Annotated in this window: 13 protein-coding genes; 7 read left to right on the top strand and 6 right to left on the bottom strand. The window is 64.1% G+C overall.

Translation table 11 applies throughout. From position 1 onward, the window contains the following. Window positions 1-31 precede the first annotated feature (31 nt). From NKJ18_RS06170 to NKJ18_RS06160, 3 genes are all read right to left on the bottom strand, one after another. Window positions 32-313, bottom strand: a complete 282-nt coding sequence (locus NKJ18_RS06170) for an acyl carrier protein (protein ID WP_010909964.1) — start codon at window positions 311-313, stop codon at window positions 32-34. Window positions 314-522: 209 nt separating this feature from the next. After that, window positions 523-1,071 carry a histidine phosphatase family protein gene (locus tag NKJ18_RS06165; protein WP_023670442.1) on the bottom strand — a complete coding sequence of 183 codons (549 nt, stop codon included), beginning with the start codon at window positions 1,069-1,071 and terminating at the stop codon, window positions 523-525. 99 nt (window positions 1,072-1,170) lie between these two features. Continuing rightward, the gene (locus NKJ18_RS06160; protein ID WP_352757966.1) at window positions 1,171-4,221 is read right to left on the bottom strand and encodes a caspase family protein; all 3,051 of its coding nucleotides are present in this window, start codon (window positions 4,219-4,221) and stop codon (window positions 1,171-1,173) included. 145 nt (window positions 4,222-4,366) lie between these two features. Here NKJ18_RS06160 and NKJ18_RS06155 point away from each other — a divergent pair, with 145 nt between their 5' ends. The 3 genes from NKJ18_RS06155 (at window position 4,367) to NKJ18_RS06145 (ending at window position 8,245) form a co-directional block, all read left to right on the top strand. Continuing rightward, window positions 4,367-5,317, top strand: coding sequence for an AEC family transporter (locus NKJ18_RS06155; protein ID WP_023833822.1), 951 nt, complete (start codon window positions 4,367-4,369; stop codon window positions 5,315-5,317). A 251-nt stretch (window positions 5,318-5,568) separates the two neighbouring features. Next, the gene (locus NKJ18_RS06150) at window positions 5,569-7,026 is read left to right on the top strand and encodes an NAD-dependent succinate-semialdehyde dehydrogenase (RefSeq protein ID WP_352757965.1); all 1,458 of its coding nucleotides are present in this window, start codon (window positions 5,569-5,571) and stop codon (window positions 7,024-7,026) included. A 193-nt stretch (window positions 7,027-7,219) separates the two neighbouring features. Next, the gene (locus tag NKJ18_RS06145) at window positions 7,220-8,245 is read left to right on the top strand and encodes an aldose epimerase family protein (protein WP_352758018.1); all 1,026 of its coding nucleotides are present in this window, start codon (window positions 7,220-7,222) and stop codon (window positions 8,243-8,245) included. A 4-nt stretch (window positions 8,246-8,249) separates the two neighbouring features. Here NKJ18_RS06145 and NKJ18_RS06140 read toward each other — a convergent pair whose 3' ends face one another. After that, a complete protein-coding gene (locus NKJ18_RS06140) occupies window positions 8,250-9,170 on the bottom strand; it encodes a sugar kinase (RefSeq protein ID WP_023670447.1) in 921 nt (306 codons plus the stop codon). A gap of 152 nt (window positions 9,171-9,322) precedes the next feature. Between NKJ18_RS06140 and NKJ18_RS06135 the strand changes: the two genes are divergently transcribed. Further along, the gene (locus NKJ18_RS06135; protein WP_023735257.1) at window positions 9,323-9,766 is read left to right on the top strand and encodes a FixH family protein; all 444 of its coding nucleotides are present in this window, start codon (window positions 9,323-9,325) and stop codon (window positions 9,764-9,766) included. Between the two features lie 4 nt (window positions 9,767-9,770). Continuing rightward, window positions 9,771-10,970 (top strand): cytochrome-c peroxidase, encoded by a 1,200-nt coding sequence (locus tag NKJ18_RS06130; RefSeq protein ID WP_023744741.1) that lies wholly within the window; start codon window positions 9,771-9,773, stop codon window positions 10,968-10,970. Window position 10,971: 1 nt separating this feature from the next. On the opposite strand, the gene NKJ18_RS06125 is transcribed toward NKJ18_RS06130, so the two are convergent. Continuing rightward, window positions 10,972-11,424, bottom strand: coding sequence for an Lrp/AsnC family transcriptional regulator (locus NKJ18_RS06125; protein WP_023681737.1), 453 nt, complete (start codon window positions 11,422-11,424; stop codon window positions 10,972-10,974). Window positions 11,425-11,588: 164 nt separating this feature from the next. Between NKJ18_RS06125 and putA the strand changes: the two genes are divergently transcribed. Both putA and NKJ18_RS06115 read left to right on the top strand, forming a co-directional pair. Beyond that, a complete protein-coding gene (gene putA, locus NKJ18_RS06120; RefSeq protein ID WP_352757964.1) occupies window positions 11,589-15,197 on the top strand; it encodes a bifunctional proline dehydrogenase/L-glutamate gamma-semialdehyde dehydrogenase PutA in 3,609 nt (1,202 codons plus the stop codon). Between the two features lie 87 nt (window positions 15,198-15,284). Beyond that, entirely contained in the window at window positions 15,285-16,349 is a 1,065-nt protein-coding gene (locus NKJ18_RS06115; protein WP_023673855.1) for a glycosyltransferase, read from the top strand. 45 nt (window positions 16,350-16,394) lie between these two features. Here NKJ18_RS06115 and hmuQ read toward each other — a convergent pair whose 3' ends face one another. After that, window positions 16,395-16,709, bottom strand: a complete 315-nt coding sequence (gene hmuQ, locus NKJ18_RS06110; protein WP_023673856.1) for a heme-degrading protein HmuQ — start codon at window positions 16,707-16,709, stop codon at window positions 16,395-16,397. Window positions 16,710-16,751: the final 42 nt, after the last annotated feature.

The raw sequence follows: 16,751 nt of genomic DNA, 5'->3' as shown, positions 1-16,751 counted from the left end.
GCAGCCCGTCAAGGCCGCGCGCCAGCCGATATCAGGCGGTCTTGGCGGCGACCAGCGCGTCGATCTTGGCGCACAGGTTCTTCATGACGAAGTAATCGTCGGTCGAAGCCTTGCCGTCATTGACTTCCTGGGTCCACTTTTCCAGCGGCACCTTGATGCCGAATTCCTTGTCGATGGCAAAGACGATATCGAGGAAATCGAGACTGTCGATTCCGAGATCGTCGATCGTGTGGCTCTCGGGAGTGATGGTGTCGATATCGATCTCGCTGGTGTCGGCAATGATCTTGGCGACTTTGTCGAACGTGGTGGACAAGGGCTCTTCCTTCGGTTGCGGGCGGAATCTGTCCGCATCTGGTTTGGGCGCTGTCTAATCGGTTTTTTCCGGCAGGAAAAGGCCTGATGCGCCGGGCGCAGATGGGATGGCCCTCCCGTGAAGACAAGAAGGGCCGCCCGACAAGCCGGCGGCCCTCCCAGTTGACGTTACGTCAGCTTAGTTTTCACGGAGCTTGACCACTGGCTTTCTCAGAACGTGACGCGGCCGAGCACGCGCAAGCCATCGCCCTGCGGCTCGACCACCACCGCTTCGCCCTCGCGCGGCGAGACGCCGGTCAGCGCGACGATGTTTTCGAGATGCGTGACCATGACCAGATTGTCGGAACCGGTGTAGGCGCGGATTTCCTTCATCACCGCGTCGAGCTGCGCGGCCTTCTCGGTCGGATCGCTCCTCAGGAGGTCTAGCGGCGCAAAAAGCTCCGGCTCCGCTTCGAAGGCGATGCGGGCAGTGTCGAGGCAGCGGCAATAGCGGCTGGACAGCACCCGCTCAATGGGGGCGGCGCGGGCGCCGAACAGCGCGCCGATCTTGCTCGCCTGCTGCTTGCCGCGCGCCGATAGATTGACCTGGGTGGCACAGTTGTCGATGACGAAATTGGCGGGGTCGGTGGTGCCGGTGACCAGTGCGTGGCGAAGCAGCACGACATGCCCGCCGTCACGCAGCAGCGCCCAGCCGGCGTCGGTCGCGTGGGCGACGGCGGGAACAGCAAGCAGGAACAGCGACAGCACAAATCGAATCATCGAAACCTTTCCGGGAGCCGGATGCCGGCTCCGGTCATTCTGATATAGGGATCGGAAAGCCGGCACAAAGACAAGCGAAAGGCGAACCCTCGGTTCGCTTCACATTTTCGCCATTTGCTTCTTCGCCAGCTCGATCTTCTGATCGGTGAGCGGGATAGGGATCGTGTAGCCGGCTTCGGTGAAGCCCTGCTTGGCGTTCTCGAAGAATTCGATCGCCTTGAGATATTCCGGCTTGCCCGCGCCATAGCTGGCGCGGTTCCAGTGGACGTCGCCGATATTGTTCTGCTCGAAGGCCCACTGCAGCGGCTGACTTTCGCGCGTAAACACCTTCAGCGCCGCCGTGAACGCCGCTTCGGCGTCGTTGAGATATTTGTCGGTCCGCTGGAGATTGCCGAGATTGAGCAGGCTCATACCGAGGCCATTTTGAGCGTTGGCCCAGTCGACCGGCGCGGCCTCGATGGTGAGTATTTCGAGCGCTGCCCGCCGCGCCGCAATCGAATCCTGCAGCATCTTGGCATCGCCATTGCTCATGCTCAACCAGTGCAGCGTCGAGCCCAGGCCGGCCTGGGCCATTGCCCATTGCCGCGGGTTGGTCTCGCGCTTGTACTCGCGCAACGCATTGCCGTAGGCGTCGACCGCCTCGCTGTAATGCTCGGGCTTGTCGGTGACGCCGCCGAGAAGCTGCAGCGTGTTGCCGAGATTGTAGTAGCTCATCGCCCAGTCCTGCGGGAACTTCCGCCTGACATAGACCTGCCGTGCCGCCTGGAAGGCTGCCGCCGACTGTTCCAGCTTGGCCGCATCACGCGTGCGCTGGCCCAGCGTCTGATAGATCGAGCCGAGATTGTTCTGGGCTGACGCCCAGTCCATCGGGAAGCGCTTGCGGGTAAACACCGTCAGAGCGTCGTCATAGGCAGCAGCAGCTTCTTCGAGCGTAGCCGTGCCCATATCGAAGCGGGCGATACCGCTCAGCGCATTGCCCAGGTTGAGGCGGCTGGTCGCCCAGGACACCGGGAAAGTTTCGCGGGTTCGCACTTCCAGCGCGGCGCGGAAAGCGTCGGCCGCCTCATTGATCTTGGCCTTGTCGTTGAGCTGGATGCCAAGCGTGACCAGCGTGTTGCCGAGATTGTTCTCGATCATCGCCCATTCTACCGGCGTTTTTTCGCGCGTGTACTCCTCGAGCGCCAGCCGGTAGGCGGCTTCGGCCTGCTTTAGATGCTCGCCGGTGGGTTCGCGTTCGGAGAGCGCATAGAGGGCGAGGCCAAGATTGTTCTGCGAAGAGGCCCAGTCCAAAGGCAGCTTGTCGCGCGGGCGCTTCTCCAGCGTGGCGCGCATTGCCGCCACCGCATCGTTCAGGCGCTTGGGGTCGCTTTCGCGTTCGCCGATCTTAAGCAGCACATTGGCCAGGTTGTTCTGCGCAGCGGCCCAGTTGCGATCATCTTTCTCGCGCTCGAAAACGGCAAGCGAACCGCGGAAGATCTGCGCTGCCTCTTCCAGATGCGCGGTCTCGGTTTCGCGTTCGCCGATGGTTTGCAGCACGACCGCCATGTTGTTGCGAGTGATTGCCCAATCGCGGCTCTGTTCGCCATTGGGAATGAAGTTCAAGATGACATGATAGGCCTCGATGGACTGTTGTAGTGCATCGAGGTCGCCGGTGGCGTAGCCATGAGCGTTCAACGCCTCGGCCTCCTGGTTCTTGTAGTTCCAGCGCAGCTTTTCGTCCCACTTCTCGACCAGCGAATACGCCTTGGCATAGTCGTTGGCGGCGGATTTGTAGTCGAAGACCAGCGCGGCGGCGTCGGCGCGTTTGGCATAGATGGCGGCGTCGGCGATGCGCTTTTGCCGGAGCAGGTCCTCGGCCTCGTCGACCGCACCGCTGTTTTCCTCGATCCGGCCGACCGCGTCGTCGAGGAATTTGCGCGCCGTCACCATGGCGCCCTGGCCGATGGCTTTGTCGGCGGATGCGACGAGGCGACTGATCTCAGGATCGTCGGTGCGCAGCGCGGCGCGCTCGGCCATCATCTTCTTCAGACGCTCGGCCTGGCTGTCCAGCACCTTCTGCAGGTCGTTCGGGTCCTCCGGGATCTTTTCCGTGCCGAGCGCCTTGAGCACGCCGTAGAGAGCGTCAAGGGGCACGCCGTCCTGCAGAGAAGCCAACTCCACCTGAGCCCGCTTGGGATCGGGCAGGTCGGAAATGGTCAGCAGCAATTGCCGCCGCTCACCGGTGATCAGCCCGTCGTCGCCGGTCGGTTCCGGCGGCGCGACGCCGAAATAGAGCAGGCGACGCAGGCTCTCGCTGACCCAAGGTCGCTGCTTTGCCTTGGTGTCGAGATAGACCTCCTCGGTGACCATGCGCATTACCGAGCCGAATTCCGTGCCTTTCATCGCGGTGAGGTGGCGCAGCAGGGCGGCGGCGTAGGGGCTGTTTTCGCCGGCTGCGCCATCAAGCGCGGGTCGGCCCGGCTCGGCGGCGAAGCCGACGACGGTTCCCAGGCTGGCATCATCCACTGAGGCATCGGCGAGGGCCTTGGCGCCGCGCACCGGCTCCAGCCCACCGGCGCCGACAGGCTCGGCGGAAGCCGTCGGCCCGCGGCGCACGACCGCGTCCGGCGGAAACGGGTTGGTGCGGCAGGCGTCAAGCAGCACGATCGTCACCGGCACGGTCTTTTTCAGCTCGTCCATGACGGCTGAAATCGGCACCAGCGCCTCACCGGCATTTTTCAACGACGAGACGTCGGCATCGACCGGCACCAGATAATTCTCGCCGCCCGCCTCGATGCCGTGGCCGGAATAATAGATGAAGGCGACGTCGGCGCCTTCGGCGTCCTCGACAAACCGATCGAGATCGCGCTTCAGCTTGGCGGCATCGCGATCGGTGACGTTGCGGGCGTCGAAGCCGAGGTCGGTCAGCATCTTGGCCATGTCGCGGGCGTCGTTGGCCGGGTTGGCAAGGGCTGCGATGTGTTCGTATTTCGACTGGCCGATGATCAGCGCCACGCCCTTGAGACTTTTGGTCTCGGCGGCCTGGGCCTCAGATACGCCAAGGCAAAGCAGTATAGCGACGAAACCCGCAAGCCACCCCTGTCTGACCAGCCACACTTGTCTGACCAGCCACTCCCGTCTGAAATGACGCTGTTTCGGCGTCGCAACCATTCGCTGTGTGTCCGCCCTGATGATCCCAAGCCTGTATAGCGCTGCCACCCGACCATGATCAAATTCAGGCGCCGGGCGGATCGAGGAGCGGTTTCTGAAGATCATGGCGATTGCGCTGGAATCCGGGCTCGCCTATCCCTGAAAAATGTCTCCGCTCACCGAAACCGTTCTTTTCGTCTTCAGCCTCGTCGCGCTCGGCTATGTCACCGGGCTCACCGGCTATCTGAAACCGGCCAGCGGGGACGGCATCTCCGAATTCGCCATCAACGTCGCGATGCCGCTGCTGCTGTTTCGGACGATGGTGAATTCGGATTTCCACGGCGTGGCGCCCTGGTCGCTGTGGGGTGCTTATTTCGCGGCGGTTGCAATGACATGGGCCGCCGGCCATCTGGTGACGACACGGATCTTTGGGCGGGACGCGCGCACCGGCATCGTCGGTGGAGTGTCGTCATCCTTCTCGAATGTGGTGTTGCTGGGCATTCCCTTCGTTCTCGGCGTATTCGGGTCCAGCGGATTCGAAGTGCTGTCGCTGCTCGTTTCCGTGCATCTGCCGACCATGATGATGGCTTCGATCATCATGTTCGAGATATTTGGCCGCGGCGTCAGCGAGCCCGTACACCCGCTGCGCATCATCCAGAGCTTTCTGAGAAGACTGTTCACCAATCCGTTGATCATCGGCATCCTGGCCGGGCTGGCATGGCGCCTCACCGGCGCGCCGCTGCCGAACCTTGCCATGCGACTGGCCGATGCGCTGGCTAACACCGCCGGGCCGGTGGCGCTGTTCGCCATGGGGCTCAGCCTGCGCCGTTTCGGCATTTCCGGTAACATCCGACCGGCGCTGGCGCTGTCGACGCTGAAACTGTTCCTGATGCCGGCGCTGGTGCTCGGCCTGGTCTGGCTGTTTGGCCTGCCGCCCTTGACGGCCAAAGTTGCGGTCGTGGTGGCGGCGCTGCCGTCCGGCATCAATTCCTATCTCATCGCCGTGCAGTTCAACACCGGCCAGGCGCTGGCGTCGAACCAGATGACCATCGCCACGGCAAGCGCGGTTGTTACAACCGCCTTTTGGCTGACGGTGGTGGTGCATGTCTTTGGGTAGGCTTGGTCTTCTGTAAGGCTGGTCTTTGGCAAGGCTGGTCTTTGACAAGGCTGCGGCCCAAACTAATTTACATGTGAATTTTCTCTGGCGTTGGGCTGGCCCAAAGCCTATATGCCATCTTGCAATTGCTTGCCGGGCTTGCCCTAGGTAAAGAGCATTGGCTTCAGCGTGTCGGCTCCGCCGCCATTGTGCACGCTCGTTCAAGAGATCCAGGAAACCGGCCCGTCAGTGCGCCGAACGGAGGCTAGACCATGCTGCAGAAAACCAGCCATTTCATGCGCCAGGCCAATCTCATCAACGGCGAATGGGTGCAGGCCGACAGCGGCCAGACGGTCGACGTCAACAACCCGGCCACCGGTCTCAAGATCGGCACCGTGCCGAAGTCGGGCAAGGCGGAAACCCGCCGCGCCATCGAAGCCGCAAGCGAAGCCTTCAAGACCTGGCGCAAGACGACCGCGCTTGAGCGCTCGAAGCTGTTGCGCAAGCTGCATGACGCGATGATGGACAATCAGGATGTGCTGGCCGAACTGCTCACCATCGAGCAGGGCAAGTCGCTCGCCGAATCCAAGGGCGAGATCGGTTCGGCCGCCGCCTATATCATGTGGTTTGCCGAGGAAGGCCGCCGCACCTATGGCGATGTCGTGCCATCGCCATGGGGCGATCGCCGCATCCTGGTGACCAAGGAGCCGGTCGGCGTCATTGCCGCCATCACGCCGTGGAATTTCCCCTCCTCAATGCTTGCCCGCAAGCTTGGCCCCGCGCTTGCCGCCGGCTGCACCGCCGTGGTCAAGCCGGCCTCGCAGACGCCGTATTCCGGCCTTGCATGGGGCGCGCTCGCCGAGGAAGTCGGCTTCCCCAAGGGCGTCATCAACATCCTGACGGGTGCTGCCGGCGAAATCGGCGACGAGATCTGCGCCAATCCGCTGGTGTCGAAGATCACCTTCACCGGCTCGACCGAGATCGGCAAGCTGCTGATTCAGAAGTCGTCCGTCACCGTCAAGAAGGTCTCGATGGAACTCGGCGGCAATGCGCCGTTCGTGGTCTTCGACGATGCCGACCTCGATCGCGCCGTCGCCGGCGCCATCACCGCCAAATACCGCAATTCAGGCCAGACCTGCGTCTGCACCAACCGCTTCCTGGTGCAGGCCGGCATCTACGACAAGTTTGTCGAGAGGCTGGCCGCTGCCAGCAATGCGCTGAAGGTTGGCTCGGGCCTGGAAGAGGGCGTGCAGCAGGGACCGCTGATCGACGTGAAGGCGGTCGAGAAGGTCGAGGAATTCATCGCCGACGCCACGTCGAAGGGCGGCAAGGTCGTTGCCGGCGGCAAGCGCCACGCGCTTGGCGGCTCATTCTTCCAGCCGACCGTCATCGCCGATGCGAAGCCCGACATGCGCTTCATGAAGGAAGAGATTTTTGGCCCGATCGCCCCGGTGTTCAAGTTCGAGACCGAGGAGGAAGCCATTGCGCTCGCCAACGACACCGAGTTCGGCCTGGCCGCCTATTTCTACACCGGCGACCTCGGCCGCGCCTTCCGGGTCATGGAAGGCCTGAAATACGGCATGGTCGGCGTCAATGAAGGCCTGATCACCACGCCGGAAGCGCCGTTCGGCGGCGTCAAGGAATCGGGCCTCGGCAAGGAAGGCGGACATCAGGGCATCGAGGATTATCTCGACACCAAATATGTCTGCATCGGGGGTCTCGGCCTCTAAATCATTCACGGGCAGGGCAGGCCGCGCGCCTGCCCTTGCCAGACGACATTCAGCCGGACTGGAGCGGTTCAGCGTTTCACGGAAACGCCGAACCGCTCCAGTTCTTTGTTTTTTGCAATTCCGGACGGAAAACCGTTTCACACTTTTCCTGGAATTGCTCTAAGTCGACAGATCGATGAATTAGCATTTGGACATAGCGATGAAGGACGGCGAAGTCTTCGGCACGACGCAGGCAGGCGAATCCGTTCGCCGTTTCACCATCCGGGGCGGCGGCATCAGCGCCAACATCATCGGGCTCGGCGCAATCATCCAGGATCTGCGGCTCGCCGGCCACGATGCGCCGCTGGTGCTGGGCTACGATCGCTTCGAGCCTTACGAGACTGACCGGGCCTTCTTCGGCGCGGTCGTCGGCCGCTATGCCAACCGCATCCGCGACGGCCGCTTCACCATTGCCGGCCAGCGCTACCAGACCGAGCGCAATTTCCTCGGCAAGCACACGCTGCATGGCGGCTCGGAGGGCTTCTTCCACCGGCCGTGGACGGTTTCGCTGCACGGCCGGGATTTTGTCACGCTGACCCTGCACGATCCCGAGGGCACGATGGGCTTTCCCGGCGCGCTCGACGTCACCTGCACCTACCGGCTGAAGATTCCCGGCACGCTCTCGATGGAACTGACCGCCACTTGCGAGGAGCCGACGCTGTGCAATCTGGCGCAGCATTCCTATTTCAATCTCGACGATGGCGGCGCCGGTGACATTCTCGACCACCGGCTGATGCTGAATGCCGGCGCCTATACGCCGATCGATGGCGAGATGATCCCGACCGGCGTGGTCAAACCTGTCGACGGCACGCCCTTCGACTTCCGCCAGGCGCGGCCGCTGCGCATGGAAACGGAAGGCGAGCAGCTTCCCTACGACGTCAATTTTTGCCTGGCGTCAGCCCGGGGCCCGCTTCACCAGGTGGCGTGGGCGCAAGGCGCCAATTCCGGCGTCGAGATGGAGGTCTGGACCACAGAGCCTGGCCTGCAGCTTTACACCGGCCAGTATGTCGCGCCGACCTCGGGCGGCCTGGACGGACGGCGCTACAAGGCGTTTTCCGGCTTTTGCCTGGAAGCGCAGACCTGGCCCGACGCGCCGAACCGGCCCTATTTCCCACAGGCCACGCTGTGGCCGGGCCAGATCTATCATCAGGTGACGGAATATCGTTTCAGGCCTCCCTAAGGTCTTAGCCCTCGAAAGCGGTTCTTAGAACCTCGAACGGCGCCAGCGCGCCTCGCACCTGGACGACTGTGGCGGCGACGCGATGCGCGCGCTGCACGGCATCCGCCGGGGCATGGCCGGCCAGCCGGGCGGCGAGATAGCCGCCATTGAAGGAATCGCCGGCGCCGGTGGTGTCGACCGGGGTGGCGACATGCTGGGCCGGAACCGGCTGCAGGGCTCCGCCAGTGGCGATCAGCGCGGGTTCCTCGCCATTCTTGACGACGACTTCGCCGACCAGTTTTCCGAACCGCTCGGCGGTCGCTTGCGGTGCCGAGTCGCCGAACAGCATCTGCTCGTCGGGAAAGGTCGGTAGCGCGATGTCGGCGACGGCAAGCGCGTCGAGGATCGCGGCTTGCGCCTCCTCGCGGCTCTGCCACAGGCGCGGCCGGTAGTTGGGGTCGAAGGCGACGAGCGAACCGGCAGCCCGCGCCTTGGACACTTCCGCCAGCAACGTCTTGCGCGCGGCGGCATCCAGAATTGCCAAGGTGATTCCGGAAAAATACACAAGAGCCTGGTTTTCAAGGCTTTTTGCCAAGGCGGGCGGGTCCGAGGCGAGCCGCCTGGCCGCCGCGTCGCTGCGCCAGTAGGTGAAGGCGCGTTCGGCGCCGGTCAAGGTGATGGCGTAGAGGCCGGGCCGCGCGCCTGGGATGACCGGGCTGGCGCCGATGTCAATGCCGTTTTCGGCGAAGAACGAAATCTGGCCCTGCGAGAAGGGATCGTCGCCGAAGGCCGAGACATAGGTCGCCGGCCGCTCGCCGCTCAGCGCATGCAGCGCCCACAGCGTGTTGAACGTGTCGCCGGCAAAGCCCATGCGCCAGTTCGGCCCGGCCTGGCCGGACAGTTCGAGCATGCATTCACCGATCGAAGCGACGCCGTCTGCTGCCATGTATCTGTCTCCGGATCAGTTCGCTGCTGTAGCTTTTTGCGGCCGGCAGCGCCATGCTTGGCGGCGGCGGTTTTTTGCGCCAGAAGCGTTTTCCCACAGAAGCGGGGACGCGAATTGCTTCCCGAGACGTTATGCCCAGAAGAGGAACCGGTTTGGCATCGATATGGCGTTATCTTCTTGCGGGCGTTGGTCTGGCCGCCTTGCTGGCTGGCATATTGGCGATCGTCTATCTGACCGCGCCGCAGTCGGCGCCGGGCCCCGATGTTTCGCGCTCGAAGAAGACGGCGAACGGCTTGTTTGTCGCCAGCATTCAGCCGGAACGCGGCGTTATCCGGCAAGGCGAACTGCAATCCTGGTTGCTGACCCTGAAGACGGTCAACGGCGATTCCGTGGAAGGTGCGGCGATCTCGGTGTCCGGCGGCATGCCGCAGCACAATCACGGCTTGCCGACCAGTCCGCAGGCGACCGATTATCTTGGCGAGGGGCGCTACAGGATCGAGGGGCTGAAATTCACCATGAGCGGCGTGTGGCAGTTGCGCTTCGCCATTTCGGCGGCGGCCGGTTCCGACACGGTCGTCTTCAACGTGGTGCTGTGAGCGGATGAACGGCCTGTTGCGCCTTCTGGCATTAGCGGCGGTCGTGCTCGTTGCCGGCTGCGGCAAACCGGATTTTTCCGATGCCGAGAAGAAGACCATCGCTTCGCTGGCGCTGAACACCTTGCCGGCGCTCAAACCCGACACCACCAACCGCTTCGCCGACGTGCCGGCCGCCGCCGCCCTGGGCTCCACTCTGTTCTTCGACCAGGGGATGAGCCGTGACGGGAACGTATCCTGCTCGACCTGCCACAAGATCGACCGGCAGTTCCAGGATGACCTGCCGCAATCCGTCGGCGTCGGCCGAACCAACAGGCGCTCGATGCCGCTGGCCGGCATTGCCCGCAATCCGTGGTTCTTCTGGGATGGGCGGCGCGACAGCCTGTGGGCGCAGGCGCTGACGCCGCTGGAAAATCCGCTCGAGCAGGCGGGAAACCGCGCCGCCTTCGCCCATTACATCCAGAAGCGCTTTGGTGCGCGCTACGAGCGCATCTTCGGGCCACTGCCGGATCTTTCCGCCGTGCCGGCCCACGCCAGCCCGCTTGGCAACGAGGCCGAGCAGGCGGCCTGGAAGGCGATGACCCCAACTCAGGCTGAGGGCGTCAACCGCGTCTTTTCCAATATCGGCAAGGCGATCGCCGCCTTCGAACGGTCGATCGAACCGGCACAGACGCGCTTTGACCGCTTTGCCATCGATCTTGCGTCAGGCGCCAAGCCGAAAGCCGACGATGCCTTTTCGCAGGAGGAGATGCTCGGGCTGAAACTGTTCATCGGCAAGGCCAATTGCGTCACCTGCCATAACGGCCCGCGCTTCACCGACAACGCTTTCCACAACACCGGCGTGCGGCCGGTCAGGGATTTGCCATTGGATCGCGGCCGTTTCGATGCGGTGGCCCAGGTTCAGGCCGACCCATTCAACTGCTTCGGCGCCTTCCGCGATGGCGACGCCGGCGCCTGCGGAGAACTGCGCTTCATCGTCAAGGCAGCACCCGAACTGATGCGTGCCTACAAGACGCCGTCGCTGCGGGGCGCGGCGACACGGCCGCCCTATATGCATGCCGGACAGTTCTCCACGCTGGAGGAGGTGGTGGCGCACTACGCGAAGGCGGAGGCGGCCGTTGAAGGCACCTCCGAAGTGCACCCGTTGCAACTGTCGGACCGCGAACGCGCGGCGCTGGTGGCGTTTTTGAAGACGCTGTCGGAGTGAGCTAGCGATCCTTCACCGTCTCCATGGCCACGAAGGTCGAGGTCTGCGCAACATGCGGCAGTGCCGAGATGCGCTCGCCGAGCACGCGGCGATAGGCGGCGATGTCGGTGGTACGGACTTTCAGGAGATAATCGAAGCTCGACGCCATCATGTGGCACTGCTCGATCTCCGGCACGGCCTGCACCGCACGGTTGAAAGCATCGAGCGCGGCCGAGCGCGTGTCCGACAGTTTGACCTGGACGAAGGCGACATGGCCTTCGCCCATGCGCTCGCGATCGATGATCGCCTGATAGCCCCTGATATAGCCGTCCTTCTCCAGGCGCTTCACCCGCGCCTGCACCGGCGTCTTCGACAGGCCGACCTTGCCGGCCAGTTCCGACATGGACAGCCGCCCGTCGCGCGCCAGCGCCGACAGGATGTTTCTGTCGATGCGGTCCAATTGGTCTTCTGTCACGGATATCACAGCCCATCTGATAACAATTGAGCCGCAATGATAGATCATCCGGCCTGCCATGTCGATTTCTTTGGACCGGCCGAAAATGCGGCTCTGTGCTAGCTTGCGCCATTCGGTCCGGCGACCGCCGGCCCGCTCCCAGATGCTTGCTCCGCAGGACCGCCATGCCGCTCGACACCATCCGCCAGCAGATCCGCGCCAACTACCTGCCCGACGAAGACGCGGCTGTGAAGCGCCTGGCTGCCGCGACAGAACTTTCGGCCGATGACCGCAAAGCCGTCTCGGCCCGTGCCGCGGATCTGGTGCGCGCGGTGCGCGGCTCGTCCGACCCGCGGCTGATGGAGGTTTTTCTCTCCGCCTACGGCCTCTCCACCAAGGAAGGCGTGGCGCTCATGTGCCTGGCCGAGGCACTGCTGCGCGTGCCTGACACCGAGACTATGGACGACCTGATCGCCGACAAGATCGCACCGCATGACTGGTCGGCGCATTCGGGCGGGTCGAGCTCGATCTTCGTCAACGCCTCGACCTGGGCGCTGATGCTGACCGGCCGTGTGCTCGACGAAGGCGAGGGCGGCATTGAAGGCACGCTGCGCTCGATGGTTCGCCGGCTGGGCGAACCGGTGATCCGCAAGGCGGTCGCCGCCGCCATGCGCGAAATGGGCGAGCAGTTCGTGCTCGGCCGCACCATTGCGGAAGCCGTCAAGCGCGGCAAGTCGATGATCCAGAAAGGTTATCTCTATTCCTTCGACATGCTGGGCGAGGCGGCCCGCACCGAGGCCGACGCGCTGCGCTACCTCAAGGCCTATGCCGATGCGATCTCCTCGCTCGATTCAGGCTCCAACGGTCCCGATATCCGCCAGAACCACGGCATCTCGGTCAAACTGTCGGCGCTGCATCCGCGCTACGAAGAGGCACAGAAGGAAAAGATGCTGCCGGTGATGGCCGAGCGGCTGCTGTCGCTGGCGCTGGCCGCACGCCATTCGCGCATGGGCCTCAACATCGACGCCGAGGAGGCCGACCGGCTCGACCTGTCGCTCGATGTGATCGAGCGTGTGTTGTCCGAGCCGGAGCTTGCCGGCTGGAATGGCTTTGGCGTCGTCGTCCAGGCCTACGGCCCGCGCGCGGCCTTCACCATCGACTGGCTCTATGCGCTGGCGGAAAAGTACGACCGCAACATCATGGTGCGGCTGGTCAAGGGCGCCTATTGGGACACCGAGATCAAGCGGGCACAGACGCTCGGGCTTTCCGGCTACCCCGTCTTCACCCGCAAGGCCAACACCGATGTTTCCTACATGGCCTGCGCCAAAAAGTTGCTGTCGATGACCGACCGCATCTATCCGCAATTCGCCACGCACAATGCCCATACCGTCGCCGCCATCCTGTCGATGGCTGACAACCGTGACGCTTTCGAATTCCAGCGCCTGCACGGCATGGGCGAAGCGCTGCATGAGACGGTGCGCCGGGCCGAAGGCACGCGCTGCCGCATCTATGCGCCGGTCGGCGCGCACTCCGACCTCTTGGCCTATCTGGTTCGCCGCCTGCTGGAGAATGGCGCCAACTCCTCCTTCGTCCATCAGCTCACCGACGAGGACGTCGAGCCGGAGGATATTGCGCGCGATCCGCTCGAGACGGTCGAGAGCCAGGGCCCCGCCGCCAATCCGGCAATCGCTCGTCCTGCGACGATCTTCGGCGCTGGTCGGCGCAACTCGAAGGGGTTCGACATCACCGATCCGGTGACGCTGGCGGCGATCGACAAGGCCAAGGCGGCCTTTGCCGGGCCCGAGCGCTGGCATGCCAAGCCGATCACGCGCGCCGCCGGCTACGGCAAGCAGCGCCCGGTGGTCAATCCGGCAAAGCCTGCCGAGATCGTCGGCACGGTCGCCGAAGCCGCTGCCAAGCAGGTCGCGACCGCGGTGCGCTTTGCTGTGGAAGCGCAGCCGGCCTGGGCGAAGCGTCCCGTTGCCGAGCGCGCCGCCATCCTCAACCGCGCCGCCGACCTCTATGAGGCCAATGCGGTCGAGTTTTTCGCGCTGGCTACAAGGGAAGCCGGCAAGTCGCTGGCCGACGGCGTGGCTGAACTGCGCGAAGCCGTCGACTTCCTGCGCTACTACGCTGCCGAAGCGGCCAACAACGAAGCGGGCAGCGAGGCGCGCGGCGCGATCGTGTGCATTTCGCCGTGGAATTTCCCGCTCGCCATCTTCACCGGCCAGATCGCGGCAGCGCTCGTCACCGGCAATTCGGTCATCGCCAAGCCAGCCGAACAGACGCCGCTGATCGCCTTCCGCGCCGTCGAGCTGCTGCGCGAGGCCGGCGTTCCGGAAGATGTCATCCAGCTTTTGCCGGGCGACGGTCCGGCGGTCGGCGGACCGCTAACTGCGGATCCGCGCATTGCCGGCGTCTGCTTCACCGGCTCGACCGAGGTTGCAAAGCTGATCGAGAAGCAACTGGCCGAGACGGCCGCGCCGGACGCCATGCTGATCGCCGAGACCGGCGGTCTCAATGCCATGATCGTCGATTCCACAGCACTGCCCGAACAGGCGGTGCGCGACATACTGGCATCGGCTTTCCAGAGTGCAGGCCAGCGCTGTTCGGCGCTTCGCGTGCTCTACGTGCAAAAGGATGTCGAGAAGAAGATGCTGGAGATGCTGAAGGGCGCCATGGAAGCGCTCACCATCGGCGATCCCTGGCAGATTTCGACCGATGTCGGGCCGGTCATCGATGACGAGGCGCAGGAATCGATCCGCGAGTATTGCACCAAGATGGGGCTGCAGGGCCGGTTGATTGCCAAGCTCGAAGCACCGAAGGACGGCCGCTTCGTTGCGCCGCATGTGTTCCGGGTCAAGGGCATCGAGGAGATGGAGCGCGAAGTGTTCGGTCCGGTGCTGCATGTCGCCAGCTTCGACGCCGACGGGATCGACGCCGTCATCGCCGCCATCAACCGCAAGGGCTATGGCCTGACCTTCGGCCTGCACACCCGCATCGAAGGCCGCGTCCAGCATTTCGTCGACGGCATCCATGCCGGCAACATCTATGTCAACCGCAACCAGATCGGCGCCGTCGTCGGCTCGCAGCCCTTTGGCGGCGAGGGGCTTTCGGGCACCGGGCCGAAGGCCGGCGGGCCGCATTATCTCCGGCGGTTCCGCAAAGGGCCGGAGGCGGGCACGGAGATTGCCGAGGGCCACAAGGTGACGGCGACCGAACTGGCCGACAATCTGCCCGATCCGACGCTTGGCGGCTGGTCGACGCGGCCGGACCGCATCGCCATTTTGAGAAAACATCTGCGCGGCAAGGGCGCTGCAGCGATCGGCGCTGCAGCCGCCATCGATTTCGGCCAGGTCGACCTGCCCGGACCGACCGGCGAGGCCAACACGCTGTCGCTGTCGCCGCGTGGCCGGGTGCTGTGCCTCGGTCCGGACGCCGACACGCTGCTTGCCCAGACGATCCAGGCGCTGGCCGCCGGCAATGCGGTGCTGGCCGTGGCGCCGAGCGCGCCGGCGGCACTGTCGGCGCTGACCGGCAAGGGGTTGCCGCTGGCGGCCATAGACGGTCGGCCAGACCCAGTCGAAGCGCGTTCGCTGCGCGTCCATGTCGTCGCCTTCTCGGGCAGGCCCGAGGCGGCGCGGATCGTGCGCAAGGTCATTGCCGACCGCAGCGGGCCGATCGTGCCGCTGGTCAGCGAGGTGCTCAACCCGGCGGCCTATGCGCATGAACGCGCTGTCTGCGTCGACACCACGGCCGCCGGCGGCAATGCCAGCCTGCTCGCGGCGGCCTAGGGGGCTTTTCGCGGCTCGCTTGCCTGCGTCGGGTTGCAAGGGTATGCGCAAGGGATAGAGAGCAACTCGAGCGGGGCAGCCGAACAGATGGAAGACACGTCCCGACCGTTTGAGCTGCCGCGCGTGGCGGTGGTCATCACCTGCTTCAATTATCGGCCGTACGTCGAACAGGCGATCCGCTCGGTGCTTGCGCAGACCTACCGGAATTGGGAATGCGTCATCGTCGACGATGCCTCGACGGACGGCTCGGCCGACCATGTCCGACAGCTTCTAAGGGATATAGACGACCCGCGCCTGCGCCTGTTGGCGCGCACGGAGAATGGCGGCCAGACCGCGGGATTCCGCGACGGCTTTGCCGCAACCGACGCGCCCTTCGTCGCGTTTCTCGACGCCGATGACGTGTGGCTGCCGGATTTTCTCCTCGCGCATCTGTCCGCCCACCTCAACACGACGCATTCGGCCGCACTGTCGAGTTCCGATGTGTTCCTTGTCGATGGCGACGGCACCTTGCTGGGCGGTACCTTCCTTGCCTTGCGCAAACCGCGGTCCGGAGCGGATCGCAGTGGCGTCGCCATCGCGCCCGGTGGCCGGCTTGCCGGCATGGCGCCCGGGATCGCCTACGCATCGGAGCATCCGGTAACCTATTTCGCACCTGCGGTGACGGGCTGGCTGTGGTCGCAATGCTCGGCGATCATGTACCGGCGTGGCGCGCTGGAACCGGTATTGTCCTTCCCGTTCAAGGCCAAGGTCGGGACGGATTATCTGACGGCGACACTCGCGCACCAGGCCGGCGGCAGCCTCATCCTGTCAGAAGGTCTCGGGCTCTATCGCCTGCATGGCTCCAACCTGTCCACCGGAACTGCCTTTGCCGGCGGCAATGTGCGGCAAACGCCTGCATACAGGAGCTACAGGAGCGTGTTGGCGGCGGATGCCGCAGACTATTTGCTGGCGAATTCTGCCTGGCTCAGCGATCTCAACGGGCGCAATTTCATAGCTGCATTCCTGACGCAGCATGTGCGCCAATTCCCGGAGCTGGCCGGTGATCCGCGGTTGGCGCGCTACCTGACACGCGGACAGCCCTGGCGGCGGCTGCGCCTGCACATTGCCCAGTGGCTTCAGCGACTGGGCGGCCGGAATTCAACCGGAACATGACGGCATCTGCCCGTCGTCAGATCTCGTCGACGGGTGAAATCTCAATCAGGCGCCTTCGACGACCGAAAAGCCTTCGAACTGCGGATGGCCGAGATAGTGCACCTTCGACGTGCCGGTGTTGCGGTGGGCGGCGCGAAAATTCTCGGATTTGGTCCAGGCGACGAAGTCCTCATGGCTTGCCCACACCGTGTGCGAGGCAAATAGCGTGTAACCCTCGGGCTCGTTGACCGGGCCGCGCAGCAAGTGGAATTCCCTGAAGCCTTTCATCTCCGAGAGGCTCGAATCGCGGTTCTTCCAGACATCCTCGAAAGCGGTCTCCGAGCCGTTCTGGACCTTGAAGCGGTTCATGGCGATGTACATTGGGCTTCCTCTTGAATTGATGGACGATTTGGCGAAGGTCTG

The sequence above is a fragment of the Mesorhizobium sp. M0217 genome, from assembly GCF_040321955.1.
Classification (GTDB): Bacteria; Pseudomonadota; Alphaproteobacteria; order Rhizobiales; family Rhizobiaceae; genus Mesorhizobium.
The sequence above is the reverse complement of the archived record's forward strand: the minus strand, read 5'-3'. Positions and strand labels throughout refer to the sequence as shown.

Excerpts from the sequence above, each read along its gene's own strand:
- NKJ18_RS06130 (WP_023744741.1), top strand. The coding sequence starts at position 9,771 with ATGAACGGCCTGTTGCGCCTTCTGGCATTAGCGGCGGTCGTGCTCGTT.
- NKJ18_RS06160 (WP_352757966.1), bottom strand. The coding sequence starts at position 4,221 with ATGGTTGCGACGCCGAAACAGCGTCATTTCAGACGGGAGTGGCTGGTC.
- putA (WP_352757964.1), top strand. The coding sequence starts at position 11,589 with ATGCCGCTCGACACCATCCGCCAGCAGATCCGCGCCAACTACCTGCCC.
- hmuQ (WP_023673856.1), bottom strand. The coding sequence starts at position 16,709 with ATGTACATCGCCATGAACCGCTTCAAGGTCCAGAACGGCTCGGAGACC.
- NKJ18_RS06115 (WP_023673855.1), top strand. The coding sequence starts at position 15,285 with ATGGAAGACACGTCCCGACCGTTTGAGCTGCCGCGCGTGGCGGTGGTC.
- NKJ18_RS06140 (WP_023670447.1), bottom strand. The coding sequence starts at position 9,170 with ATGGCAGCAGACGGCGTCGCTTCGATCGGTGAATGCATGCTCGAACTG.
- NKJ18_RS06165 (WP_023670442.1), bottom strand. The coding sequence starts at position 1,071 with ATGATTCGATTTGTGCTGTCGCTGTTCCTGCTTGCTGTTCCCGCCGTC.
- NKJ18_RS06150 (WP_352757965.1), top strand. The coding sequence starts at position 5,569 with ATGCTGCAGAAAACCAGCCATTTCATGCGCCAGGCCAATCTCATCAAC.
- NKJ18_RS06155 (WP_023833822.1), top strand. The coding sequence starts at position 4,367 with ATGTCTCCGCTCACCGAAACCGTTCTTTTCGTCTTCAGCCTCGTCGCG.